Origin of the sequence: Luteimonas endophytica (assembly GCF_029887875.1) — a bacterium.
GTDB classification, from domain to species: Bacteria; Pseudomonadota; Gammaproteobacteria; order Xanthomonadales; family Xanthomonadaceae; genus Luteimonas; species Luteimonas endophytica.
The window spans coordinates 1-24,310 of sequence record NZ_JARXRM010000034.1 but is presented as its reverse complement, the minus strand read 5'-3'; the positions used below and the strand labels follow the sequence as shown (position 1 = coordinate 24,310).

The window sequence follows — 24,310 nt, the reverse complement described above, 5'->3', positions numbered from 1 at the left end:
ATCGCCGGGATTGCCGTCGTCCGCCATTGCGTCCAACCTGCGCGACTGGCGGAGCAGAGTGGATCGCGCACCGATGACCCGGCGGCCGTACCCCTGGACGATGTGGTTGATGGCCCTGGCGCTGGCGTCGCTGCCGGTGCCGCATGGCGTCGCCGCCGAGCTTCGCGACACGCCGCGTCCGCGCCAGTTCACCGTCGCCGATGGGCTGCCCTCCAACCGCATCAACGACCTGGTCGAGGACCGCCACGGCTATCTCTGGATCGCGACCAGCGACGGCCTGGCGCGCTACGACGGCACCGGCTTCCGCATCTGGCGCGAGGAGCAGGGTCTTCCCGCCAACTTCGTGTGGTCGCTGGCGCTGGACCGGAAGGGGCGGTTGTGGGTCGGGACCGGCCATGGTGGGCTGGCCATGTACGATCCGGCCGTCGACCGGTTCGCCAGGTTCGACCGGGCCAATACCCCCGGGCTCGGTAGCGACGACATCTGGTCGCTGGCGGCGACCGCGGACGATGCGCTGTGGATCGGCACCGCCGATGGCGGCCTGCACCGCATGGCCGGGGACGGTACCGTCGCCCGCTTCATGCCCGATCCCGACGATCCGCGCAGCCTGCCCGCGGCCGGGGTGGTGAGCCTGGCGGTGGCGGCGGACGACGGCGCCCTGTGGGTCGGGACCACCGACGGCGTGGCGCGCTGGACCGGGGACGGCTTCGAGCGGCTGCCGCGCGACGCGCTGCCGGACCGGCGGGTGAACCACCTGCATGCCGACGCCTCTGGCACCCTGTGGATCGGGACGCCCGGCGGCGTCGCCGCGCGCCGCGGCGACGGCAGCGTGGTCGCCGCGCCGTGGCGGCCGGAGGATCCCGGGCTGCGCCCGCTGCAGGTGCTGCTGCAGGATTCGCGGGGCGATTTCTGGCTGGACGTGCCGGCCGGACTCGGCCACGCCAGCGGCGGCGAGGTCAGCGCCGTGCCGCTCTTCAGCGAGCTGGCGCAGGGCCAGGTGCGTCCGCAGTGGACCTCCGCGCACGAGGACCGCGAGGGCGGCGTATGGTTGATCAGCAACACCAACGGCCTGTGGTACCAGCCGGCCGGGTGGAGCCGGTTCACCGTGCTCAGCAGGCGGCTGGAGGATCCGCACAGCCTCGGCAACGCCCATGTCCGCGCGATCGCGCCCGCCGCCGATGGCGGCGTCTGGCTGGTGGGATCCGGAGGCGTGCTCGACCGCCTGGACCCGGCCAGCGGCGGGGTCCGGCACGCGATGAAGGACGTCGGTGAAGGCCTGATCCTGGGCGGCGTGCACGAGGCCCGCGATGGCGCCGTGTGGGTGGGGTGGCGCGGCGGGCTGGCACGGCTCGAGCCGGACAGCGGCGCGATCCGCCGCTGGCGCCAGGGCGACCCCGGCGACGCGGTGCACGGCGAGGCGCAGAGTTTCCTGGAGACCGGCGACGGGCTGCTCTGGATCGCGTTCGATGCCGGCGGGATCCAGGCCCGCGATGGGGGCGGGCGGGTGGTCCACGATTTCCCGCCTGGCGGCGGCGGCCTCGAACGCGGCGAGATCGCCCGGAATCTCAGGCTCGGGCCCGACGGCGCGCCGTGGGCCACCACCACCCTGGGGGTGCGGCGCTTCGAGGACGCTGGCGGACGATGGGTGTTCGTGCCGGGCGCTCCCCGCGGCTCCTACTCCGACTTCGCCGCGGCGGCCGGCGGCGTGCTCTGGCTCGCCGGCCCGGGGGCGGTGGAGCGCTGCCGCTGGACCGGCGCCGCGCTGGCCTGCGAGCGCTGGTTCGGCCCCGACGAAGGCCTGCCGCGGGTCGCCTTCGGCGGCCTGGTGGTCGACGCCGACGGAGCGCTGTGGCTCACCAGCGTGCGCGGCCTGGTACGCGCCGATCCGGATGCCCGCGCGGTGCGCGTCTACGGCGCCTGGGACGGCCTGCCCGGCCAGGAGTTCTCCGGGCGTCCGGTGGCGACGCATGGTCATGGCCGGATCCTCGCCGCCACCCCCGACGGGCTGGCGTTGTTCGATCCGCGCCGCCTGGCGCCGACCGGGCCGGTGCCGAGCCTGGCGATCGAGCGCGTCGAGGTGCGCAGCGCCGAGGGATTGTTGCGCTTCGCCCCGGACGCGCCTTTCGCGATCGGCCACGACGCCCGCGACCTGCGCGTGGTGGCCAGGCTGCTGTCGTTCCGCAATCCCAGGGCCAACGCCTACGCGTTCCGGCTCGACGGCCACGACGAAGGGTGGGTTGCTGCCGGCGCCAGCGGCGAGCGGGTCTTCTCGCGGCTGCCGCCGGGGGGGTACACGCTGCAGGTGAAGGCCCGCAACGCCGACAGCGTCTGGTCGGAGCGCGCCACCCTCGCGTTCGAGGTCACGCCACCCTGGTGGCGTACCCCGTGGGCGCTGGCGCTGTTCGCGCTGGCCGGGCTGCTGCTGGCCTGGTGGCTGGCCGCCGCCTACCGCACGCGGCTGCGGCGCCGCCATGCCTGGCAGCTGGTCGAGCACAAGCGCGAGCTGGCCGAGCAGGCGTCCGAGGCCAAGACCCGCTTCCTGGCGACCCTGGGGCACGAAGTGCGCACGCCCATGACCGGGGTGCTGGGGATGAGCGAACTGCTGCTGGAAACGACGCTCGACGGGCGCCAGCGCGCGTATACCGAATCGATCCGCCGCGCCGGCGAGCACCTGATGCGGCTGGTCAACGACGCCCTGGACCTGGCACGGATCGAGGCGGGGAAACTGCAGCTCGATCCGCAGCCGTTCGACCTGCGCGGGCTGCTGCACGAGGTCGGCGGGCTGATGGCGCCGCTGGCGCGCCAGCGCGGCCTGGCGTATCGCGAGCAGGTCGGACGCGGCCTGCCGCGCTGGGTCCGCGGCGATGCGATGCGGGTGCGACAGATCCTGCTCAACCTGCTCGGCAACGCGATCAAGTTCACCGAGCGGGGACAGGTGACGCTGCGCGTCGACGAGATCGAGGGGGCGGTCCGGTTCGTGGTGTCGGATACCGGGCCGGGGCTCAACGTCGAACAGAAGCAGCGCCTGTTCCGCCGTTTCGAGCAGGCCGACGGCGCGCGCACCACGGCCCGCTATGGCGGCAGCGGGCTGGGCCTTGCGATCTGCCAGGAACTTGCAGCGGCGATGGGCGGACACGTCGCGGTCGACAGCGAACCCGGCCAGGGCACCCGCTTCACCGTCGAGCTGCCGCTGCCGCCGGCCGCGGCCGCCGCCGCGCCGCTGCCGGGCGGCGAGCCGGCACCGGGCGGGCGGGTCCTGCTGGTTGAGGACGATGCCATCGTCGCCGAGGTGATCGCCGGGCTGCTGCGCGTGCAGGGCCACGAGGTGACCCACGCCGCCCACGGGCTGGCTGCGCTGACCGAGGTCGCCGGCGGCGATTTCAGCCTGGCTCTGCTCGATCTCGACCTGCCCGGCATCGACGGCCTGGCGCTGGCCCGGCAGCTGCGCGACCAGGGCTTCGCCCGGCCGCTGGTGGCGATCACCGCGCGCGCCGACGGCGAGGCCGAGCCCGCGGCGCGTGCGGCCGGATTCGACGCCTTCCTGCGCAAGCCCCTGACCGGGCGGGCGCTGGCGGCGACCATCCACCGGGTGCTCGGGGGCGGAGAACCGGAGGACCCGGCCGGATAGCTCCGGCCGGCGCGCGCGCCGGGGCTAGGCCCTGCATCGCTGCGGGCCCGCGTCTGCGCGCCCTGCACGCGCGCCACGCCAGACTCCGGCCATGGTCGCCAAGGATCTCGTCGAACTTCGCCCCGAAGGTCTCTATTGCCCGGTCGGCGGCTTCCATATCGATCCGTGGCGGCCGGTGCCCATCGCGGTCATCACCCACGGCCACGGCGACCACGCCCGTGCCGGCATGGGCGAATACCACTGCAGCGACGCCTGCCTGCCGGTGCTGCGCTGGCGCCTGGGCGAGCAGCGCTACCACCCGCATGCGCACGGCGCGGCGTTCGAGCTCGGCGGCGCCCGCGTGTCGCTGCATCCAGCCGGCCATGTGCTGGGTTCGGCGCAGGTGCGGATCGAGGCTGGCGGCGAGGTCTGGGTGGCGTCGGGCGACTACAAGCGCCAGCCGGATCCGACCTGCGCGCCGTTCGAGGTGGTGGCGTGCGACACGTTCATCACCGAGGCCACGTTCGGCCTGCCGGTGTACCGCTGGCCGCCGACCGGCGAGGTCGCGCGCGCGATCGTGGAATGGCGTGACCACTGCGCCGCACGTGGCGAGGCCGCCGTGCTGTTCTGCTACGCCCTCGGCAAGGCGCAGCGGATCCTGGCCGAACTGGCGGCGCATACCGACCGCCCGGCGCTGCTGCACGGCGCGATCGCCGCAGGGGTGCGGGTCTACCGCGAGGCCGGGGTAGCGATGCTGCCGACCGCCGCGGTGGCGGAGGAGACGCAGGGCCGCGACTTCGCCGGAGAACTGGTGCTGGCGCCCCCCTCGGCCGCCGGCAGCCCGTGGATGCGGCGCTTCCGCCGCGCCCAGACCGGCTTCGCCTCCGGCTGGATGCGGGTACGCGGCAACCGCCGCCGGCGCAACCACGACCGCGGCTTCGTGATCTCCGACCATGCCGACTGGCCGGACCTGATGCGCACCGTGCGCGAGACCGGCGCGCGCCGGGTGATCGCCACCCACGGCAACACCGATGCGATCGTGCGTGCGCTCAACGAGGAAGGCATCGCCGCCGAGGCGTTCCGGACCGGCTTCGGGGAAGAGGAATGAAGTGCCGCGCGCACCGGGCGCTGGACGCAGGAGCGCCGGGCGGCGAGGGGCGCGGATGAAGCGCTTCGCCGCCCTGTACCGCGAGCTGGACCGCAGCACCGCCACGCTCGACCGGCGCGCGGCGCTGGCGGGGTATTTCCGCCAGGCGCCGCCGCGCGACGCCGCCTGGGCGCTGTACCTGCTGTCGGGCGGCAAGGTCGCCGGCGCCAGGCAGCGCATCGCCGGCACCCGCGAACTGCGCGAGTGGATCGCGGCCGAGGCCGGGCTGCCGGACTGGCTGGTCGAGGACAGCCACGACCAGGTCGGCGACCTGGCCGAGACGCTGGCGCTGCTGCTCGACGATCCGGCGGCGTCCACCGACGACACCGGCCTGGCCGACTGGGTCGAGCGGCGCCTGCTGCCGGTCGCCAACCGCGAGCCGGAGGTGCGCCGCGCGCTGGTGCTCGAGGCCTGGCGCACGCTGCCGTTCGACGAGCGGCTGGTGTTCAACAAGCTGCTGACCGGCGCGTTGCGGGTAGGCGTGTCGCAGCGCACGGTGCAGCAGGCGCTGGCGGAGATGAGCGGCGTGGACATCGCCCGCATCGCCCAGCGCATGCTCGGCGAATGGACGCCGACGCCCTCGTTCATGCGCGACCTGCTGACCGTCGAAGCGCTGCCGGCCGATCGCCAGCAGCCGTACCCGTTCTTCCTCGCCTCGCCGCTGGAGGACGGCCCCGAGGGGCTCGGCGAGGTCGGCGAGTGGCTGCTGGAGTGGAAGTGGGACGGTATCCGCCTGCAGCTGATCCGCCGCGGCGGCGAGGTGGCGCTGTGGTCGCGCGGCGAGGAGCGCCTGGACGGCCGCTTTCCCGAGATCGAGGCGGCGGCGGCGGGGCTGCCGGACGGCTGCGTGCTGGACGGCGAACTGCTGGCCTGGGGCAGCGGCGGCGGCGCCACGCCGCTGCCGTTCATCGCCCTGCAGAAGCGGATCCAGCGCCGCAAGCCGGGCCCCAGGCTGCTGGCCGATACCCCGGTCCGGGTCCAGGCCTACGACGTGCTGGAACTCGATGGCGAGGACCTGCGCGAGTGGCCGCTGCAGCAGCGCCGCGAGCGGCTCGAGACCCTGCTCGCCGCCCACGCCGACCCGCGCATCGTGCTCTCGCCGCAGGTCGAAGTCGCCGACTGGAACGAGGCGGCCAGGCTGCGCGGGCTGGCGCGCGAACGCGCCGTCGAGGGGCTGATGCTCAAGCGTCGCGACTCGCCCTATCGCTCGGGGCGCCGGCGCGGCGACTGGTGGAAATGGAAGATCGACCCGCTCACCATCGATGCCGTGCTGCTGTACGCGCAGCACGGCAGCGGCCGCCGCAGCAGCCTCTACACCGACTACACCTTCGGGCTCTGGGACGGCGACGCGCTGGTGCCGGTGGCCAAGGCCTACTCCGGCCTGGACGACAAGGAAATTCTCACCCTGGACCGCTGGATCCGCGCCAACACGCTGGAGCGCTTCGGCCCGGTGCGTTCGGTGCGCGCAGAGCACGTATTCGAGCTCGGCTTCGAGGCGGTCAACCGCAGCGCGAGGCACAAGTCCGGGATCGCCGTGCGGTTCCCGCGGATCCTGCGCTGGCGCCACGACAAGCCCGCCGCCCAGGCCGACCGCCTCGATACCCTGCGGACCCTGGCGCGCTGACCGTGGCGGGCGCCTCCGACCCGGCCGCCGCGGCCGCGACCGACGCACCGCTGCTGCGCTGGTTCGCGGCGCGCGGCTGGGCCGCAGCGCCGTTCCAGCGGGAGCTCTGGCGGCGCTACCTGGCGGGGGAGTCCGGCCTGCTGCACACGCCGACCGGCAGCGGCAAGACCCTGGCCGCGTTCGGCGGCCCGCTGCTGGAGGCGCTGGCACTCGCGCAGCCGGAACGCGCCGCCGCGGGGGGACCGGGGCGTGCTCCGGAACTGCGGGTGCTCTGGATCACCCCGCTGCGGGCGCTCGCGGCCGATACCCTGCTCGCGCTGCGCGACGCCGCCGCCGCGGTGGGCCTCGACTGGCAGCTGGGCCTGCGCACCGGCGACGCCAGCGCCCGCGACCGGCGCCTGGCGCGCGCCGGACGGCTCGACGCGCTGGTCACAACGCCCGAGTCGCTGGCGCTGCTGCTGTCCTACCCGGACACGTCGCCGCGCCTGGCCGGGCTGAAGTGCGTGATCGTGGACGAATGGCACGAGCTGCTCGGCAACAAGCGCGGGGTGCTGCTCCAGCTCGGGCTGGCAAGGCTGCGCGCGCTCAATCCGGCGCTGCGGATCTGGGGCCTGTCGGCGACGCTGGGCAACCTCGACGAGGCACGCGACGTGCTGCTGCCGCATGCACCGGACGCGGCGGTCGTGGCCGGCGCGGCGCCCCGGGCGTTCAGCCTGGAGGCGCTGCTGCCGCACCGGGGCGAGCGATTCCCCTGGGCCGGGCACCTCGGGCTCGCCCAGCTGCCGCGGGTGCTCGAGAAGCTGCTCGCGGTGCGCACCAGCCTGCTGTTCGCCAACACCCGCTCCCAGGCCGAACTGTGGCACCAGGCGCTCGCCTCGGTCTGGCCGGAAGCGCCGGAAACCCTGGCGCTGCACCACGGCTCGCTGGATCCCGCCCTGCGCGCGGCCGCCGAACAGGGGCTGCGCGAGGGCGGCGTGCGCTGCGTGGTGGCCACTTCCAGCCTGGACCTCGGCGTCGACTTTCCCGCGGTCGACCAGGTGCTGCAGCTGGGCAGCCCCAAGGGCGTGGCGCGGCTGCTGCAGCGCGCCGGCCGCGCCAGGCACCGCCCCGGCGAGGCCGGGCGCGTGGTCTGCGTGCCGACCCATGCGCTGGAGCTGGTCGAGTACGCCGCCGCGCGTGCCGCGGTGGCGCGCGGGACGATCGAGGCGCGGCCGCCGCCGACGCTGAGCCTGGACGTGCTCTCGCAGCACTGCGTCACCCTGGCGCTCGGCGGCGGGTTCCACGCCGAGCCGCTGCTGCGCGAGGTACGCGGCACCCACGCGTTCCGCGCGCTCGATGCCGGCGCCTGGGGCGCGGTGCTGGATTTCGTGGTGCAGGGCGGGCGGGCGCTGGCGGGCTATCCCGATTTCCGCCGCGTGGTTCGCGACCAAGACGGTGCGTACCGCGTGCCGGACCGGCGCGTGGCGCTGCGGCACCGGCTGTCGATCGGCACCATCGCCAGCGACGGCGCGGTGCAGGTGCGGTTCCCGCGCGGCGGCGCGCTGGGCGCGGTGGAAGAAGGCTTCGTCGGCCGTTTGCGCCGGGGCGACCGCTTCCTGTTCGCCGGGCGCACGCTCGAGCTGATCCGGCTGGAGAACATGACCGCCTGGGTGCGCCTGGCCAGGGGCGGCGACGGCGCGGTGCCGAAATGGATGGGCGGCCGGCTGCCGCTGTCGGGCGAGCTCGCGCGGGAAGTGGAGCGGACCCTCGGCGGGCCACGCGACGCGCCCGAACTGCAGGCCGTCGACGGACTGCTGCGGCTGCAGCAGCGGCTCTCGGCGCTGCCCGCGCCCGGCACGCTGCTGGCGGAGTGGAGCACGGTGCGCGGTGGCCGGCACCTGTTTCTTTATCCGTTCGCTGGGCGGCAGGTACACGACGGCCTGGCGGCGCTGCTGGCGCTGCGCTGGGGCAGGGGAGCGCCGAACAGCTTCGCCTTCTCCGCCAACGACTACGGGCTGGTGCTGTCGCCGGCGCAGGACACCTCCATGGATGCCGATACATTGCGCGCGATGCTCACACCGGAACGGCTGCTGCAGGATCTGCGCGAGAGCCTCAACCTGGCCGAGCTGGCGCGCCGCCAGTTCCGCGGCATCGCCCGGGTGGCGGGGCTGCTCCCGCCGTCGCTGCCGGGACGCGCGCCGCGCTCGCTGCGGCAGCTGCAGGCCTCCAGCGGGCTGCTGTTCGACGTGCTGCAGCGCCACGATCCGGGCCACATGCTGCTGGAGCAGGCCGAACGCGAAGTGTTCGAAGGCCAGCTCGAGGTCGGGCGGCTGCGGCGCACCCTGCGCGACTGCGCCGGCCGCACGCTGCGATGGCATGCCACCGCGACGCTGACCCCGCTCTCGTTCCCGCTGTGGGCCGAATCGATCCGCGGGCGGCTGAGCACCGAGGACTGGCGCACCCGGGTGAGCCGCGCCGCCGCCCAGCTCGAGCGTCGCCATGGCCGATGACCGCGAGATCGCGCTGGAGGGCGAGCGCATCGTCCTGTATGCCGAGCGCGCGCTGTACTGGCCGCGCGCGGCGACTCTCGTGGTCGCCGACCTGCACCTGGGCAAGGGCGACGAGTTCCGCCGCAACGGCCTGGCGGTGCCGGCCGGCGGCACCGGCCACGACCTGGACCGCATCGACGCCCTGCTCGAGAAGACCGGCGCCGGGCGCCTGCTGGTGCTGGGCGACCTGCTGCATGGGCTGATTCCCGATGCGCCGTGGCTGGCGCGCTGGTTCGCCTGGCGCAACCGCCGCGCAGGCCTGGCGGTCGAGGTGGTGGTGGGCAATCACGACCGCGCCCTGCGCGTGCACCCCTCGCGCGCCGCCTCGATGGGCCTGCAGCTGCTCGGCAAGGTGCTGCACGAGCCGCCGTTCGCGTTCGTCCACGACGTCGATGATCCCGAAGCGGTGGAAGGCTACCTGCTCGCCGGCCACCTCCACCCGGTGCTGCGGCTGCCCGGACTGCCGCGGCTGCCGGCGTTCCGCTTCGGCGCCAGCGCCGGGGTGCTGCCGGCCTTTACCGCGTTCGCCGGCGGCACCGCCTTCGAACCGGTCGCCGGCGAACGGGTGTTCGCGTGCGCCCCCGGCACGCTGGTGGAGCTGCCCGCTTCCGGTTGAACAAGCCGCGCCCGGACGGGCTTCGACGCCGGCGTCAGCGCGCGCTGTGGGCGTGTACGGTTTCCACCAGCACCGCCACGTGGTCGGGGTCCATGTCCGGGGACATGCCGTGGCCGAGGTTGAACACGTGGCCCTCGCGCGAGCCGCCGTTGCCGGCGGCGTAGGCATCGAGCACGGCCGCCACTTCGCGCCGGATCGCCGCCGGCGAACCGTACAACACCGCGGGATCGAGATTGCCCTGCAGCGCGACCCGCCCGCCGACGCGCCGCGCGGCCTCGTCCATGCCCACCAGCCAGTCGACGCCGATGCCCTCGGCGCCGCTGTCGGCCAGCGCCTCCAGGTGGATCGCGCTGCCCTTGCCGAACAGGATCAGCGGGGTGCGCAGGCCGCCCTCGCCGCGCTCCAGCTCGCGGGCGATACGGGTGAGGTAGGGCAGCGAGAACTCGCGGTACATCGCCGGTGACAGCACCCCGCCCCAGGTGTCGAACACCTGCAGCACCTGGGCGCCCGCCGAGCGCTGCGCGGCCAGATAGGCGATCACCGCGTCGGTGTTGACGCTCAGCAGCGCGTGCAGCGCCTGCGGGTCGTTCAACGCCATCGCCTTGATGCGGGCGAAGTCGCGGCTGCCGCCGCCCTCGACCATGTAGCAGGCCAGCGTCCAGGGGCTGCCGGAGAACCCGATCAGCGGGACCTCGCCGTCGAGCTCGCGGCGGATGGTGCGCACCGCGTCCATCACGTAGCGCAGCTCGGTTTCCATGTCCGGTACTCCCAGCGCGGCGATCGCCGCGGCGTCGCGCACCGGCTTGCGGAACTTCGGCCCCTCGCCCTCGACGAAGTACAGCTCCAGCCCCATCGCATCGGGGATGGTGAGGATGTCCGAGAACAGGATCGCGGCATCCAGCGGAAAGCGCCGCAACGGCTGCAGCGTGACCTCGCAGGCGAGCTCCGGGTGCTTGGCCATGGCCAGGAAGCTGCCGGCCTGGCGGCGGGTCTCGCGGTATTCGGGCAGGTAGCGGCCGGCCTGCCGCATCAGCCACACCGGGGTGCGGTCGACGGATTCGCGGCGCAGCGCGCGCAGCAGGCGGTCGTTCTTGAGCGGGGGGAATGAAGTCACTTCGGAAGCACTCGATGATTGCAGGAAGAAAAACGGGGTGCGCAGGGCCGCGGCGCCGCGCCGGACGGGTCAGGGGCGCGGGGTCTCGCCCTGTGCGTAGACCAGCCGGAAGCCGCGCTTGAGCTGGGCGTCGCGCGCCTGCTCCAGCGCGGCCACGGCACTGGCCTGGTCGAGGTACTGGTCGCGGCGCAGCTGGCTGCGCCCGCCGATCTGGCCGGATTCGCGCACCAGCGTCCAGCCGCCGAGCAGGTCCGGCTGCAGCATGAGCTGCACGAAACGGGGCGCTTCGGAGCCTTCGGCGGGCTGTTGCAGGAGCAGGCGCATCCGCCAATTGTAAGGCCCGGCCAGTCGCGAATCGCAGGAGCGTGCCATGCGCGCGAAAGCCCGCACCGCCGGGCCGGCCAGCAATCGCCGCCGATCCGGCCGCCGCTCCGCCTACAGGCCGCGCCTACGGGCCGCCGCGGCGCAGGACCGCCAGTACGGCGCTCTCGGGTACGTCGGAGAGCACCCTGGCGCGGCCCGCGCCATCCCAGACGATGAATCGCAGCCCGCCGGCCGTCGCTTTCTTGTCCAGGCGCATGTGCGCGAGCAGGGCTTCGGGGTCCAGGCCAGCGGGCACGTCGACGGGCAGGCCGAACCGCGCCAGCAGGGTCCGCAGCCGCAGGGTGTCCGCGGCCGGCGCCAGGCCCAGCCCTTCCGACAGGCGCGCCGCCAGCACCATGCCCACCGCGACCGCCTCGCCGTGGTTGAGGCCGCCATAGCCCTGCTCGGTCTCGATCGCGTGGCCGAAGGTGTGCCCGAAGTTGAGCAGCGCGCGCTCGCCGTGTTCGAACGGGTCGCGCGCCACGATCCGGGCCTTGTGCGTGCAGCTGCGCGCCACCGCTTCGGCCAGCGCCGCGGGTTCCATCGCCAGCAGCGCGTCGGCATGGGCTTGGAGCCAGTCGAGGAACGCGGCGTCGCCGAGCGCGCCGTACTTCACCACCTCGGCCAGGCCGGCGCGCAGCTCGCGCGGCGGCAGCGTGCGCAGTACGGCGGTATCGGCCAGCACCGCGCGCGGCGGGTGGAACGCACCGACCAGGTTCTTGCCCTGCGGCAGGTCCACCGCGGTCTTGCCGCCGACCGAGGAGTCGACCATCGCCAGCAGCGTGGTGGGCAGCTGCACGCAGTCGATCCCGCGCATCCAGCAGGCCGCGGCGAAGCCGGCGAGGTCGCCGACCACGCCCCCGCCCAGCGCGTAGACGCAGGCGTCGCGGCGTGCGCCGAGCGCCGCCAGGGCGTCGATCGCGCGGCCGAACCACGCCAGGGTCTTGGACGCCTCCCCGGCGGGAATGACGAAGCCCGCGACGGCCAGGCCGGGCATGGCGGCGCGCAGCGCGGCTTCCACGCGCGCCGCATACAGCGGCGCGACGGTGTCGTCGCTGATCACCAGCACCTGGCGTCCGCACAGCGTGGCGGCGAGCGCGGCGCCGTCGTCGAGCAAACCAGGGGCGATGCCGATCCGGTAGGGGTGCGCACCGGCCACCTCGACCCAGCGTGGCGCGCTCATGCCGGCTCCTGGCGCGGCGCCGCTGTCGCCTGTTGCCGCCATTGCTGCTGCAGCAGCCGGCCCAGCCGCGCCACCGCCGATGTCGGCGCCAGCGCCCCGGTGTCGAAATGCAGATCCGCCACCTCGCGGTACAGCGGCTCGCGGATCCCGGCCAGCCGGTGCAGCACTGCCTCCCGATCGTTGCCGGCCAGCAGCGGGCGGCTGCGGTCCCGGGCCAGCCGCGCCAGCTGCCGTTCCACGCTGGCGTGCAGGTGTACCACGAAGCCGCGCCGGCGCATCAGCGCACGGCCGCCGGGGTCGAGCACCGCGCCGCCACCGGTCGCCAGTACCAGCCCGTCGCCGGCCAGCACCGCCTCCAGCGCCGCACGTTCGCGGGCGCGGAACCCGGCCTCGCCCTCGCAGTCGAAAATGGTGGCCACGCTGGCGCCGGTGCGCCGTTCGATCTCCTCGTCCAGATCCACGAACGCCAGCCCGCAGCGCCCGGCCAGGCGCCGGCCGATCGACGACTTGCCGGCACCCATCGGGCCGACCAGCACGAGGTTGGGAGCGGGGTTCATGCCGCGATGCTAGCAGCGCCCGCGCCGTTGCGCCGCCATCACCATGCGTTCGCGTGCGCGTTACACGGCCCGGCGCAGGCTGGGACGTCCGGCGCGGGTGCGCCAGCCAGCTTCAGGAGACCATCATGTCCGTCGCGAAAGTCATCGAGATCACCGCCTCCTCGCCCAAGAGCATGGAGGACGCGGTGCAGTCCGGCATCAGGAAGACCGCCGAGACGGTCAAGGGCATCAAGGGCGTGTGGGTGAACGAGATCAAGGCGATGGTCGGCGACGACGGCGCCATCAGCGAGTGGCGGGTGAACCTGCGGATCACCTTCGTGGTGAGTTGAGCCACGGCGCACCCTGCGAGCGCTTTGGATGAACCCGCGCCGCCGAGCGCTCGGCTTCCGGGCGGCCGTCGGCGGCCTCTGGATAGAGTGCCGAGCGGGCTCTACCCGGACAGCGGGCGGCGTTCGGCATCCAGGGCGATCGTGGCGGGGGCGATGCCGGGAAGCGTGCGCAGCGCGTGGCGGCCGACCCGCTCGTAGTGCTGGACGAAGCGGGCGATGGCGGCCTGGTCCATGCCGGCGCGGCCGGGCTCGGCGCGCTGCAGCGCGCGTTCCTGTTCGAGGCGCCAACGCGGCACCACTTCGAAGCCGGGAGGCTGGAGGAACAGCAGCCGGTCGATACGCGCCCAGAGCGCCAGATAGTCGCGGTCCAGGGCGTCGTTGCACCAGCGTCGCCAGCGGCCGTCGCCATCTTCCTCGCGTTCCAGCGCGTTGATGGGCGTGGCCAGGGCGGCCCGGTCCTCGGCGGGGGTGCCGAGCAGCCAGCCCTCGAACAGCACCAGGTCGAGCGCGCCGGCCGCCGGCCACAGCGCCTGGGCGCGGCGCCGATCGCCCAGCTTGTCGAAGCGCGGCAGGCTTACCGGTTCGCGCCGCCGGAGCGCGTCCAGCGTGCGCAACGCCAGAGCCAGGTCGTGGGTGCCCGGCGGACCGCGGGTGACCAGCAGCGGGTGCACCCGCCGCGCCAGCGCCTCGCGCGCCGGACGGTCGAAATAGAAGTCGTCGATCGAGAGCGCCGCGGCGCGGACGCCGCGCGCGGCGGCAGCCTCCACCAGCTGCGCCGCCAGCGTCGACTTGCCGGTGCCCTGCAGGCCGCCGATGCCGTAGACGCGGATGCCCGGACGCAGCGCGTCGGCGAGCACGCGCTCGACGAGGGCCGGTGGGAAGCCGCCAGGCCCGGAAGGGTGCGCCGCCTGCGCCATCGCGCCACAATAGCGCAATGGACACCGCCGACCTCTATGCCGAAGCCCTCGCCACCTTCGACGCGCTGTTCGACCAGGCGCGGTCCGCCGGAGAGCCGGACCCCACTGCGATGACCGTCGCCACCGCGGCGCTGGATGCACGGCCCTCGGCGCGCATCGTGCTGCTCAAGGCGCACGACGCGCGCGGCTTCGTGTTCTATACCCACCTGGACGGGCGCAAGGGACGCGAGCTCCAGGCCAACCCGCAGGCCGCACTGCTGTTCCACTGGCCGCGCGTGCGTGGCGGCGTGCAGGCGAGGATCGAAGGACCGGTGGCGATCGTCGCCGACGCCGAGGCCGACGCCTACTTCGCCAGCCGGCCGCGCGGCAGCCAGCTCGGCGCCTGGGCCTCCCGGCAATCGGAGCCGCTGGATTCGCGGGAAGCGTTCGAGCGGCGCCTGGCCGAGCGCGAGCGCGAGTTCGAGGGGCGCGAGGTGCCGCGGCCGCCGCGCTGGAGCGGACTGCGGGTGCGCCCGGAGCGGATCGAGTTCTGGTATGCCGGCGGCCACCGCCTGCACGAGCGCCATTTCTACGAGTGCGACCGCGCCGGGGAATGGTCGAAGCGCATGCTGTATCCGTGAACAAAGCCACCGGGCCGCGCCGCATCGTCTGCCTGACCGAGGAGCCGACCGAGACCCTGTACGCGCTCGGCGAGCAGGACCGGATCGTCGGCATCAGCGGCTTCACCGTGCGCCCGCCGCGTGCGCGGCGCGAGAAGCCGAAGGTCAGCGCCTTCACCAGCGCCAAGATCGGCGAGATCCTGAAGCTGGAGCCCGACCTGGCGATCGGCTTCTCCGACATCCAGGCCGAGATCGCCGCAGAGCTGGTGCGCCACGGCGTGGAGGTGTGGATCAGCAATCACCGCAGCGTCGAGGGGATTCTGGACTACGTGCGCCGGCTGGGCGCGCTGGTCGGCGCCGCGGCGCGCGCCGAAGCCTACGCCGACGAGCTGCGCCAGGGGCTGGAGGAAGTGCAGGCGCGGTCGGCGCAGCTTGCCCACCGGCCCCGGGTGTATTTCGAGGAGTGGGACGATCCGCCGATCACCGGCATCCGCTGGGTGTCCGAGCTGGTCCGGATCGCCGGTGGCGACGATGTCTTTCCGGAGCTGTCGGTCGAGTCGCTGGCGAAGCGGCGGATCCTCGCCGACGCTGCCGAGGTGGTGCGGCGCGCGCCCGACATCGTGCTCGGCTCCTGGTGCGGCAAGCGCTTCCGGCCGGAGAAGGTGGCCGCGCGCCCCGGCTGGGAGGCCATGCCGGCGGTGCGCGACGGCGAGCTGCACGAGATCAAGTCGCCGCTGATCCTGCAGCCCGGCCCGGCGGCGCTGACCGATGGCGTGCACGCCATCGCCGCGATCATCCATGCCTGGTCGCGGCGCCGTAACGCGTAGGCGCGGCCGATGGCCGCCGCTGCTGTTTCGTAGAGCGGCCCGTGGCCGCGAAGACCGCGAGTGTCTCCGGTAGGGCGGACGGCGATTGCGGCGTTGGCCAACCGCGTCGGCCTTCGCGTGCATGGCACGCTCCTACGGGCTGGCGCGGCGTCTTCCGCAGGAGCGGCCCATGGCCGCGAAGGCCGCCGGTGGCGCCGGCCGGGCGGGTGGCGATCCCAGGCGTGGCCGGCCGTGCCGGCGTTCGCGTGCATGGCACGCTCCTACGCATGGCATGGCATGGCATGCCATGCGCAGGGCGGGGCGATGGCTTCCCACGCCTGCCCGGGCCTGCGATCATCGCGCTCCCCCGATCCCCGGAGACCGCCGATGAACCAGGCCGCGATGCAGGACTTCGCCCGGCTGCTGCTGCGCGTCACGCTCGGCGTGCTGGTGCTGCTGCACGGCATCGCCAAGCTGCGCCATGGCCTGGACGGGGTGGAATCCCTGCTGCAGATGCGCGGCTGGCCGACGTTCCTGGCCTATGGCGCGCTGGTCGGCGAGGTGCTGGCGCCGCTCATGCTCATCGCGGGGTTCCACGCGCGCATCGGCGGTGTACTGGTGGCGGTGAACATGCTGTTCGCGCTGCTGCTGGCGCACCTGGGCGAGCTCGGCCGGCTGAACGGCCAGGGCGGCTGGGCGCTGGAGCTGCAGGCGATGTTCCTGGTCGCGGCGGTGGCGGTGGCGCTGCTCGGGCCGGGACGGTTCTCGATCAACCAGCGCTAGCGCATGCGGGCTGCCGGCGCGCGGCCTATTTCGGATACAGGTCGCGGCTGAAGCGCAGGTCGGCACGGGTGCCGTCCTGCTGCACGATCTCGATGTCGAAGCGCAGCGTGTCCGGCGGGGTGACCCGCACGGTGCCCACGTAGTCGATGAGCGGGTTCTCGGGCCCGCCGCTGCGGATCTCGCGCAGCTCGAGCGGCTGCCGCACGCCGCGAAGGTCGATGGCGTTGCCGCTGATCACGGCGGGGACCGAGGTCTCCTGCATCGCCGGGCCTTCGCGCAGGCCGACCAGCAGCAGCACGCTGCGCGGGTTGCGCTCGATCCCGTATTCGCGCGCCATCGCCTCGTTCAGGTCGAGCGTGGGCATGACGCTGGCGCGGATCACGACGTCCCCGCTGCGCAGCACCGCCTCCTCGCGGGTGCGGGTGCCGTGTTCCGGCGGTGGGGCCGGCGCACTGCAGGCGGCGAGCCCGAGCCCGGCCGCCAGCAACAGGACCGCTCTAGTCATTCGCCGCCGCCAGCTCGCGCCCGCGCGCGGCGGCGTTGCGGATCGCGCGCGCCGCCAGGCCGCGCAGGCCGCCGGATTCGAAGGTCTCCACCGCCGCCTGGGTGGTGCCGCCCGGCGAGGTGACGCGGCGGCGCAGTTCCGCCGGCGCCTCGCCGGATTCGTTGAGCATGCGCGCCGCGCCGAGGATGGTCTGCAGCACCAGCGTGCGCGCCGCCTCGGGCGCCAGGCCTTCGGCGATCCCCGCCTCCTCCATCGCCTCGGCGAGCAGGAACACGTAGGCCGGGCCGCTGCCGGAGACGGCCGTCACCGCGTCCATCTGCGCTTCGTCGTCGATCCACACCGTGGCCCCGGCCGAAGACAGCAGCGCCTGCGCGCGCTCGCGGCCGGCCGCGTCGACCCTATGATTGGCGTACAGCCCGGTCACCCCGGCGCCCAGCAGCGCGGGGGTGTTGGGCATCGCGCGGACCACCGCGGTGTCGCCGCCGAGCCAGCGATCCAGCTGGGTGGAGGTGATGCCCGCGGCCACCGACACCGCGGTGGGCCGCTCCGCCTGGGCGCGCGGCGCCAGCGTGGTGCAGACCTCGCGCATCACCTGGGGCTTGACCGCGAGCATCCACAGCGAAGCGCCCTCGACGGCCTCGGCCGCCTCGGCGAACGCCGCCACCCCGAAGTCGGCGGCCAGCGCCCGGCGCGTGGCCTCGTTCGGATCGGCGACGCGCACCGAGTCGGCGGCGGCGCCGCGCGCGATCAGCCCGCCGATCAGGCTGCGCGCCATGTTGCCGCCGCCGATGAAGGCGACCGTGGCGGAGGGCGAGGGGCGGGAGACGGATGTGGTCATGGCGGCTCCTGTGCATGGGGCCCGCCAGCCTAGCGGAACGGCCCGCGGATCGCAGGCGGGGCGTTCATTCTCCGGGCCGGGAACCGTAGGTGCTTCGCGCAGGTGCGCGGTCACCTGCGGACGAAAGCCGCGGCAGCAGGCGCCGACACGGCACCGCGCACCGGCAGCTGGTCGAGCGCGAACCGGACGATCGACGCGCCGGGCCGCGGCGAAACCGCCTATTCGCCTCCTGTCCGCGCTCCGGCCGCGGGCCGCGGGCCGAACAGCGCCGTCCCCACCCGGACCATGGTGGCGCCCTCGGCGATGGCCTCTTCCAGGTCGTCGCTCATCCCCATCGACAGGGTGTCCACCTGCGGGTACCGGGCGGCCAGCGCCTCGAACGCGGCGCGCATCCGTGCGAACGCGGCCCGGCGGCGCGACGGCTCCGGGTGGGGGGCGGGGATCGCCATCAGCCCGCGCAGCGCCAGCCGTGGCTCCGCCGCGACCGCATCGGCCAGCGCCGGCACGTCCTCGGGCCGGCAGCCTTGCTTGCTGTCCTCGTCGTCGATGTTGACCTGCACCAGCACGTTCAGCGGCCCCCGTTCAGCCGGGCGATGGCGCGCCAGCGCCGCCACCAGCTTGGGCCGGTCCAGGGTCTGCACCCAATCGAACAGCGCCGCGGCCTGGCGGGCCTTGTTCGATTGCAGATGGCCGATCAGGTGCCACTCCACCGGTCGCCCCGCCAGCGCTTCGATCTTGCCGGCCGCTTCCTGCACGTAGTTCTCGCCGAACGCCGGGCGCGCCTCGCCGGCGGCCAGCCGCAGCGCAAGCAGGGCGGCGAGTTCGCCGGCGTCGCGGGTCTTGCCCACGGCCAGCAGCCGCGGCGCTGGCCGGTCGGCCCGGCTGGCGGCGTTATCGATCCTGAGCGCGACGGCCTGCAGCCGTTCGCCGGGGGCGCTGTGCTGGGGCATGGGGCCGGTTCCGGTACGCATCCTGCATGGTACTGCGGGGCTGGATTTGTGACGCGAGTAGGGGGCTATACTGCGCTCCGGGGGTAGTCTGGGCCGGTCTCGAGGCCGCGCCAGGCGCTATCGACACGTACATTGCTGTGCAGGGGACACGCATGGATATCGCCGAACTGTTGGCGTTCTCGGTCAAGAACAAGGCATCGGACCTGCATCTGTCGGCGGGCCTGCCGCCGATGATCCGCGTCGATGGCGACGTGCGCCGGATCAACATACCGGCGCTGGACCACAAGCAGGTGCACGCGCTGGTCTACGACATCATGTCGGACAAGCAGCGCCGCGACTACGAGGAATTCCTCGAGGTCGACTTCTCGTTCGAGATCCCGGGCCTGGCGCGTTTCCGCGTCAACGCCTTCAACCAGAACCGCGGCGCCGGCGCGGTGTTCCGTACCGTGCCCTCCGAGGTGCTGACCCTCGAAGATCTCGGCTGCCCGGCGATCTTCCGCCAGCTGATCGACCAGCCGCAGGGACTGATCCTGGTGACCGGGCCGACCGGCTCGGGCAAGTCCACCACCCTGGCGGCGATGCTCGACCACATCAACAAGAACGAGTACGGGCACATCCTCTCGGTGGAGGACCCGATCGAGTTCGTGCACACCTCGCAGAAGTGCCTGATCAACCAGCGCGAGGTGCACCGCGACACCCACGGCTTCAACGAGGCGCTGCGCTCGGCGCTGCGCGAGGATCCGGATTACATCCTGGTCGGCGAAATGCGCGACATCGAGACCATCCGGCTGGCGCTGACCGCCGCCGAGACCGGCCACCTGGTGTTCGCCACCCTGCACACCTCCAGCGCGGCCAAGACCATCGACCGCATCATCGACGTCTTCCCGGCCGGCGAGAAGCCGATGGTGCGCTCGATGCTGTCCGAGTCGCTGCGCGCGGTGATCAGCCAGGCGCTGCTGAAGAAGGTGGGCGGCGGCCGCACCGCCGCCTGGGAAATCATGGTCGGCACCCCCGCCATCCGCAACCTGATCCGCGAGGACAAGGTGGCGCAGATGTACTCGGCCATCCAGACCGGCCAGTCGGTGGGCATGATGACCCTCGACCAGCACCTGCAGGACCTGGTCAAGCGCGGCCTGGTCACGCGCGCGCAGGCCAAGGACTACGCGAAGGACAAGCGTCTTTTCGAATGATCGAAAGGACGCGTGACTCGTCGATTGTGATGACCGGACATGCGTCCGTCGAAAACCATGATTCGCCAGGAGCCGGGTTCTGATGCAGTGACTGGATGCCGACAGGGGCCGGGGGCGCTCTTCGAATCACCAGTCATCGATCACGAATCGCGGCTCCGCAGGAGCCAACAATGAGCAGCATCGATTTCACCTCGTTCCTCAAGCTGATGGCGCACCAGAAGGCGTCGGACCTGTTCGTCACCGCCGGCATGCCGCCGTCGATCAAGGTCCACGGCAAGATCTCGCCGATCACCCAGAACCCGCTCACGCCGCAGCAGTCGCGCGACCTGGTGCTCAACGTGATGTCGCCGCCCCAGCGCGAGGAGTTCGAGAAGACCCACGAGTGCAACTTCGCCATCGGCGTCTCCGGCGTGGGCCGGTTCCGCGTGAGCTGCTTCTACCAGCGCAACCAGGTCGGCATGGTGCTGCGCCGGATCGAGACCAAGATCCCGACCATCGAGGAGCTCAACCTGCCGCCGGTCATCAAGACCCTGGCGATGACCAAGCGCGGCATCATCATCTTCGTCGGCGCCACCGGCACCGGCAAGTCCACCTCGCTGGCGGCGATGATCGGCTACCGCAACCACAACTCCACCGGGCACATCATCACCATCGAGGACCCGATCGAGTTCGTGCACAAGCACGAGGGCTGCATCATCACCCAGCGCGAGGTCGGCATCGACACCGACAGCTGGGAAAACGCGCTCAAGAACACCCTGCGCCAGGCGCCCGACGTGATCATGATCGGCGAGGTGCGCACCCGCGAGGGCATGGACCACGCCATCGCATTCGCAGAAACCGGCCACCTGGTGCTGTGCACCCTGCACGCCAACAACGCCAACCAGGCGATGGACCGCATCATCAACTTCTTCCCCGAAGACCGCCGCGGCCAGCTGCTGATGGATCTCTCGCTCAACCTCAAGGGCGTGGTCGCCCAGCAGCTGATCCCGACCCCGGACGGCAAGGGCCGCCGGGTGGCGATGGAGATCATGCTCGGCACCCCGCTGGTGCAGGACTACATCCGCGACGGCGAGATCCACAAGCTCAAGGACGTGATGAAGGAGTCCACCAACCTGGGCATGAAGACCTTCGACCAGGCCCTGTTCGAGCTCTACCAGGCCGGCGAGATCTCCTACGAGGACGCCCTGCGCTACGCCGACTCCGCCAACGAGGTGCGCCTGCGCATCAAGCTGGCCCAGGGCGGCGACGCCCGCACCCTCAGCCAGGGGCTGGACGGGGTGGAGGTCGCGGAGGCTAGCTGATTCTGCTACCTATTCGGGAAAGGATTTCGGCATTGAAATCTGATTAGGCAGGGGTCGAACCCCCTGGACGCCTGGAGCACCCGCTCGTTTGCTCACAAGGAAGCATGCAAATGCACGCTCGTTCGCTCGCTCTGATAGCGGTCGTATTCCTCTGGATGGCATCCTCTCTCCTGCCAGCAGTGGCCCAGGAAGCACCGCTCGACTACTGCGTGCAACGAACGAACCTCCAGCCCTATCAGAAGTGCTTCTCGAGCTTGCCGGAAGCAGAGGGCTTCATCAGGGAGCCAGGGCCGGGGCCTGCGTCGGTGAACCGGTACCTGGAGCGGGGGGAAGCCATACCTCTACAACTCGGAAGGCTCCACTATACCTACAGAATAAAGCCGCGCAGATACGAAAGATCTCTGGGGGACTTCTACAGCTTGCACTTGAACTATGTAGGGGGCTCGCCCGCCAGGAACTGCAACCAGAATCCGGTCCCAGTTCCCGGCATTAATCACTTCGGGTGCGATACGGAAGATGAGCTCAGGGCGAATGTCCTGGAAGGTTGGCCTTACTACAATGGTCCAGACATCGGGGCGCATTACGAGGGAGGTTGGACGGAAACGAATCCTGGCTCGTGGGGGGTCTTCACTTTCAATCCCGAGACACAACGCGGGTATGTAGTTCAAACGGCCGTTCGCGACCTGGTGATGACATCGGGAAAGGTCCATCAAGCATTTCGCCGCGAGTACTACGAGTGCCCCGAACATTTCATGGGCATCTCCCCTTCGGGCAGTGAACAGACGGCATGGCCCCGCACCTGTCGCAACTCTACGACAGCATTTCTGTCGATCACGTCGAAGCAGTATGAAGCCTGTGAGAAAGACGGAAATCCTTGCGTCGCTGCTACCGGGAACAAGGAATACAGGGCGTCAGACTTCGAGTGGGACGGTCTGACATTCAAGCGCGCCTATAACTCAATATCCGACCTGAGCCTTCAGTCCGGCCTGTCCGACAATTGGGCTCACTCCTACTCCGATCGTTTGCTAACCACATCAAACGTCACCACCGACATAACCTGGATCAGAGCGGACGGCTACTACGAGGTGTTCTCGAAAGTGGCAGCCAACTCGTATCGGTCTCGAAACATGCCAGGCCACCTGCTGCATCGCGATGTAGATGCAACCGGAAAGACAGTTTCCTGGAGAGTTCTGAGTAGCGATGGCGACTTGCTTCTGTTTAATTCGGCGGGTCGCCTGGTTGCTCGCGAATCCAAAGGCGTGAGGTATACGCTGCACTACTGTGGGCGCTTAGATCATGCGATCGGAAAGTGCACGAGCTTCAATGCGCTGTCCGAGGTGCGGAGCGACAACGGTCGGGTACTCTTCTTCATCTATTCAGCAATGGATGTCGAGAGAGATGGCGTCGTGCTCAATGAGGATCGTTTGAGTTTCCTTGTTGGCGACGACGGAACGACTTACATGCAGTACTCGTACGACGCCCTCGGTCGGCTTCAGGAAGCGCGCTATGCGGACGGATCTAGCATCTTCTATTTGTATGGCGAGCCGAACAATGTCTGCCGCGATTCGAGCGCAGGGTGCATTCCAGAGCGTTTCAACACGTACCTGACTGGCATTGTCGATCAGGATGGCGTGCGGATTTCAAACTATGCCTACGACGCGCAAGGAAGAGTCGTCCTGAGTGAGGGGGCTGACGGTGCTGGCGAGGTGACGCTGTCCTATCTCGCAGGCGCGGAGGTCGAAGTAAATCTGCCGCTTGGGGCGGTGAAGCGCTACTCTTTCGGGGGTGGCGCTTTTGCCAAGCCTGTGGGAGTACTCCTTTCTTCTGAAGCAATTCCAGATAGCCTCGAGGAAAACACGTTCTCTGACTATCGATTGATCTCGCACACCACGGCGAGCGGCGCCCGGGCGGTGTTATCGTACGACGGGTTCAGAACCACCGGACACAGCGACTATGGTCGACAGGCTCAGCTATTGAGGTCGAGAAGTTCGCTATGGAACGATCTTGTAAACCGGCCGGTTGAACAAGTCACCTATGACGCGGCTGGAAGTCCCACGCATAGAGTTGAACAACAGTACAACGCCCGCGGACAGACCGTCGGCTACTCGAGCGTTGATCCGGTTTCGGGTGCACGGCGAACTTCCCAAAGCTCGTACTGCGAAGGAGAGGACGTGGGCGCAGGCACGTGCCCGGTTGCCGGCTCGCTTCTCTCGCATGATGGCCCTCGCACGGATGTGACGGACCTAACGTTGTGGTCCTACTACGAAACCGACCATCCTGACTGTGCGGAAGGTGTGGGAGCGTGTCACTATCGCAAGGGCGACCTGTGGAAGGTCACCAACGCCCTCGGCCAAGTCACGGAAACCCTACGCTACGACGGCGCAGGCCGCCCCCTCTCGATCAAGGACGCCAATGGCGTCGTCACCGACATGGAGTACCACCCGCGCGGCTGGCTGACTGCGCGCAAGGTGCGTGGCCCCGACGACACCACCGAAGCCGACGACCGGGTCACCCGTATCGACTACTGGCCCACCGGTCTGGTCAAGCGGGTCACCCAGCCGGATGGCGCGTACACCGAGTACGGCTACGACGCCGCGCACCGCCTGACCTCGATCGGCGACAACGCCGGCAACACCATCACCTACACCCTCGACAACGCCGGCAACCGCATCGCCGAGGAGACCCGCGATACCGGGGGCACCCTGCGGCAGACGCTGTCGCGGGTGTTCAATCAGCTCGGCCAGCTCGCCACCCAGGCCGATGCCGGCGACAACCCGACCGACTACACCTACGATGCGAATGGCAACCTCGAGACCATCACCGACGCCCTGGACCGGGAAACGCTGAACGAGTACGACCCGCTCGACCGTCTGGTCCGCACTCTCCAGGATGTCGATGGCATCGAGGCCGAGACCCGCTTCGAGTACGACGCCCTCGACCATCTGACCAAGGTCGTCGACCCCAAGGGCTTGGAGACCGAGTACACCTACAACGCCTTCGGCGACCTGCTGCAGCTCGACAGTCCGGACACCGGCACCACCACGTACAGCTACGACGAAGCCGGCAACAGGACCGGCCAGGTCGACGCCCGCGGCCAGGCCAGCACCTACGCCTACGACGCGCTCAACCGGTTGACCGGCGTCGCCTACGCGGGGGCAACAGACCAGGACGTCAGCTACGTCTACGATGTCACCCAGCCCGGGTGCGGGCCCGACGAGACCTACTCGATCGGCCGCCTGACCGCGATGGAAGACGCCAGCGGCAGCACCCGCTACTGCTACGACCGCTTCGGCCAGATGACGCGCAAGCTCCAGGTCACCAACGGGCAGACGTTCGCGCTGCGCTACAGCTAC

Annotated in this window: 19 protein-coding genes and 2 pseudogenes; 13 read left to right on the top strand and 8 right to left on the bottom strand. The window is 71.3% G+C overall.

Annotation, left to right across the window (positions count from 1 at the left end; genetic code table 11):
• Positions 1-73: 73 nt before the first annotated feature.
• From QFW77_RS11030 to pdeM, 5 genes are all read left to right on the top strand, one after another.
• Positions 74-3,628, top strand: a complete 3,555-nt coding sequence (locus tag QFW77_RS11030) for a hybrid sensor histidine kinase/response regulator (protein ID WP_280574725.1) — start codon at positions 74-76, stop codon at positions 3,626-3,628.
• A gap of 91 nt (positions 3,629-3,719) precedes the next feature.
• Complete coding sequence (locus QFW77_RS11025) at positions 3,720-4,715, top strand: ligase-associated DNA damage response exonuclease (protein WP_280574724.1); 996 nt, start codon at positions 3,720-3,722, stop codon at positions 4,713-4,715.
• 55 nt (positions 4,716-4,770) lie between these two features.
• Complete coding sequence (locus tag QFW77_RS11020) at positions 4,771-6,378, top strand: ATP-dependent DNA ligase (protein WP_280574723.1); 1,608 nt, start codon at positions 4,771-4,773, stop codon at positions 6,376-6,378.
• A 2-nt stretch (positions 6,379-6,380) separates the two neighbouring features.
• Positions 6,381-8,867 carry a ligase-associated DNA damage response DEXH box helicase gene (locus QFW77_RS11015; protein WP_280574722.1) on the top strand — a complete coding sequence of 829 codons (2,487 nt, stop codon included), beginning with the start codon at positions 6,381-6,383 and terminating at the stop codon, positions 8,865-8,867.
• Positions 8,857-9,522: a ligase-associated DNA damage response endonuclease PdeM gene (gene pdeM, locus QFW77_RS11010; protein ID WP_280574721.1), complete on the top strand. Its 666-nt coding sequence runs from the start codon at positions 8,857-8,859 to the stop codon at positions 9,520-9,522. Before QFW77_RS11015 ends, pdeM begins: the two co-directional genes overlap by 11 nt.
• Before the next feature lie 34 nt (positions 9,523-9,556).
• Here the strand turns inward: pdeM and hemE are convergent, their stop codons facing one another.
• The 4 genes from hemE to QFW77_RS10990 form a co-directional block, all read right to left on the bottom strand.
• Entirely contained in the window at positions 9,557-10,636 is a 1,080-nt protein-coding gene (hemE, locus tag QFW77_RS11005) for a uroporphyrinogen decarboxylase (RefSeq protein ID WP_280574720.1), read from the bottom strand.
• A 69-nt stretch (positions 10,637-10,705) separates the two neighbouring features.
• On the bottom strand, positions 10,706-10,960 hold the full coding sequence (locus tag QFW77_RS11000; protein ID WP_280574719.1) for a WGR domain-containing protein: 255 nt from the start codon (positions 10,958-10,960) through the stop codon (positions 10,706-10,708).
• A 124-nt stretch (positions 10,961-11,084) separates the two neighbouring features.
• Positions 11,085-12,182, bottom strand: coding sequence for a 3-dehydroquinate synthase (aroB, locus tag QFW77_RS10995; RefSeq protein WP_280574718.1), 1,098 nt, complete (start codon positions 12,180-12,182; stop codon positions 11,085-11,087).
• On the bottom strand, positions 12,179-12,739 hold the full coding sequence (locus QFW77_RS10990) for a shikimate kinase (RefSeq protein ID WP_280574716.1): 561 nt from the start codon (positions 12,737-12,739) through the stop codon (positions 12,179-12,181). The genes aroB and QFW77_RS10990 overlap by 4 nt, the downstream gene beginning before the upstream one ends.
• A gap of 125 nt (positions 12,740-12,864) precedes the next feature.
• Here QFW77_RS10990 and QFW77_RS10985 point away from each other — a divergent pair, with 125 nt between their 5' ends.
• Positions 12,865-13,068: a dodecin family protein gene (locus QFW77_RS10985; protein WP_280574715.1), complete on the top strand. Its 204-nt coding sequence runs from the start codon at positions 12,865-12,867 to the stop codon at positions 13,066-13,068.
• A 101-nt stretch (positions 13,069-13,169) separates the two neighbouring features.
• Here the strand turns inward: QFW77_RS10985 and QFW77_RS10980 are convergent, their stop codons facing one another.
• Entirely contained in the window at positions 13,170-13,985 is an 816-nt protein-coding gene (locus tag QFW77_RS10980; RefSeq protein WP_280574714.1) for a kinase, read from the bottom strand.
• A gap of 17 nt (positions 13,986-14,002) precedes the next feature.
• Here QFW77_RS10980 and pdxH point away from each other — a divergent pair, with 17 nt between their 5' ends.
• From pdxH to QFW77_RS10965, 3 genes are all read left to right on the top strand, one after another.
• On the top strand, positions 14,003-14,605 hold the full coding sequence (pdxH, locus tag QFW77_RS10975; RefSeq protein ID WP_280574713.1) for a pyridoxamine 5'-phosphate oxidase: 603 nt from the start codon (positions 14,003-14,005) through the stop codon (positions 14,603-14,605).
• A complete protein-coding gene (locus QFW77_RS10970) occupies positions 14,602-15,411 on the top strand; it encodes a cobalamin-binding protein (protein WP_280574712.1) in 810 nt (269 codons plus the stop codon). The genes pdxH and QFW77_RS10970 overlap by 4 nt, the downstream gene beginning before the upstream one ends.
• 366 nt (positions 15,412-15,777) lie before the next feature.
• Positions 15,778-16,173, top strand: a complete 396-nt coding sequence (locus QFW77_RS10965; protein ID WP_280574711.1) for a DoxX family protein — start codon at positions 15,778-15,780, stop codon at positions 16,171-16,173.
• A 25-nt stretch (positions 16,174-16,198) separates the two neighbouring features.
• Here the strand turns inward: QFW77_RS10965 and QFW77_RS10960 are convergent, their stop codons facing one another.
• The 3 genes from QFW77_RS10960 to QFW77_RS10950 form a co-directional block, all read right to left on the bottom strand.
• Complete coding sequence (locus tag QFW77_RS10960) at positions 16,199-16,678, bottom strand: DUF4426 domain-containing protein (RefSeq protein WP_280574710.1); 480 nt, start codon at positions 16,676-16,678, stop codon at positions 16,199-16,201.
• Positions 16,671-17,516 (bottom strand): pyrroline-5-carboxylate reductase, encoded by an 846-nt coding sequence (gene proC, locus QFW77_RS10955; RefSeq protein WP_280574709.1) that lies wholly within the window; start codon positions 17,514-17,516, stop codon positions 16,671-16,673. Before proC ends, QFW77_RS10960 begins: the two co-directional genes overlap by 8 nt.
• A gap of 218 nt (positions 17,517-17,734) precedes the next feature.
• A complete protein-coding gene (locus tag QFW77_RS10950) occupies positions 17,735-18,466 on the bottom strand; it encodes a YggS family pyridoxal phosphate-dependent enzyme (protein ID WP_280574707.1) in 732 nt (243 codons plus the stop codon).
• Between the two features lie 152 nt (positions 18,467-18,618).
• On the opposite strand from QFW77_RS10950, the gene QFW77_RS10945 reads away from it, so the two are divergent.
• The 4 genes and pseudogenes from QFW77_RS10945 to QFW77_RS10935 form a co-directional block, all read left to right on the top strand.
• The gene (locus QFW77_RS10945) at positions 18,619-19,656 is read left to right on the top strand and encodes a type IV pilus twitching motility protein PilT (protein ID WP_180680083.1); all 1,038 of its coding nucleotides are present in this window, start codon (positions 18,619-18,621) and stop codon (positions 19,654-19,656) included.
• A 170-nt stretch (positions 19,657-19,826) separates the two neighbouring features.
• Positions 19,827-20,957 (top strand): PilT/PilU family type 4a pilus ATPase, encoded by a 1,131-nt coding sequence (locus QFW77_RS10940; RefSeq protein ID WP_180680084.1) that lies wholly within the window; start codon positions 19,827-19,829, stop codon positions 20,955-20,957.
• Positions 20,958-21,061: 104 nt separating this feature from the next.
• Positions 21,062-22,036, top strand: a pseudogene (locus tag QFW77_RS19130) (DUF6531 domain-containing protein); the annotation flags it as partial.
• Positions 22,037-23,083: 1,047 nt separating this feature from the next.
• Positions 23,084-24,310 (top strand): annotated as a pseudogene (locus QFW77_RS10935) (hypothetical protein); the annotation flags it as partial.

What these genes read in the sequence shown, in the direction of transcription:
- QFW77_RS11030 (WP_280574725.1), top strand. Translation starts at nt 74, where the DNA reads ATGACCCGGCGGCCGTACCCCTGGACGATGTGGTTGATGGCCCTGGCG.
- QFW77_RS11025 (WP_280574724.1), top strand. Translation starts at nt 3,720, where the DNA reads ATGGTCGCCAAGGATCTCGTCGAACTTCGCCCCGAAGGTCTCTATTGC.
- QFW77_RS11020 (WP_280574723.1), top strand. Translation starts at nt 4,771, where the DNA reads ATGAAGCGCTTCGCCGCCCTGTACCGCGAGCTGGACCGCAGCACCGCC.
- pdeM (WP_280574721.1), top strand. Translation starts at nt 8,857, where the DNA reads ATGGCCGATGACCGCGAGATCGCGCTGGAGGGCGAGCGCATCGTCCTG.
- QFW77_RS11000 (WP_280574719.1), bottom strand. Translation starts at nt 10,960, where the DNA reads ATGCGCCTGCTCCTGCAACAGCCCGCCGAAGGCTCCGAAGCGCCCCGT.
- aroB (WP_280574718.1), bottom strand. Translation starts at nt 12,182, where the DNA reads ATGAGCGCGCCACGCTGGGTCGAGGTGGCCGGTGCGCACCCCTACCGG.
- QFW77_RS10990 (WP_280574716.1), bottom strand. Translation starts at nt 12,739, where the DNA reads ATGAACCCCGCTCCCAACCTCGTGCTGGTCGGCCCGATGGGTGCCGGC.
- QFW77_RS10985 (WP_280574715.1), top strand. Translation starts at nt 12,865, where the DNA reads ATGTCCGTCGCGAAAGTCATCGAGATCACCGCCTCCTCGCCCAAGAGC.
- QFW77_RS10980 (WP_280574714.1), bottom strand. Translation starts at nt 13,985, where the DNA reads ATGGCGCAGGCGGCGCACCCTTCCGGGCCTGGCGGCTTCCCACCGGCC.
- pdxH (WP_280574713.1), top strand. Translation starts at nt 14,003, where the DNA reads ATGGACACCGCCGACCTCTATGCCGAAGCCCTCGCCACCTTCGACGCG.
- QFW77_RS10965 (WP_280574711.1), top strand. Translation starts at nt 15,778, where the DNA reads ATGAACCAGGCCGCGATGCAGGACTTCGCCCGGCTGCTGCTGCGCGTC.
- QFW77_RS10960 (WP_280574710.1), bottom strand. Translation starts at nt 16,678, where the DNA reads ATGACTAGAGCGGTCCTGTTGCTGGCGGCCGGGCTCGGGCTCGCCGCC.
- proC (WP_280574709.1), bottom strand. Translation starts at nt 17,516, where the DNA reads ATGACCACATCCGTCTCCCGCCCCTCGCCCTCCGCCACGGTCGCCTTC.
- QFW77_RS10950 (WP_280574707.1), bottom strand. Translation starts at nt 18,466, where the DNA reads ATGCCCCAGCACAGCGCCCCCGGCGAACGGCTGCAGGCCGTCGCGCTC.
- QFW77_RS10945 (WP_180680083.1), top strand. Translation starts at nt 18,619, where the DNA reads ATGGATATCGCCGAACTGTTGGCGTTCTCGGTCAAGAACAAGGCATCG.
- QFW77_RS10940 (WP_180680084.1), top strand. Translation starts at nt 19,827, where the DNA reads ATGAGCAGCATCGATTTCACCTCGTTCCTCAAGCTGATGGCGCACCAG.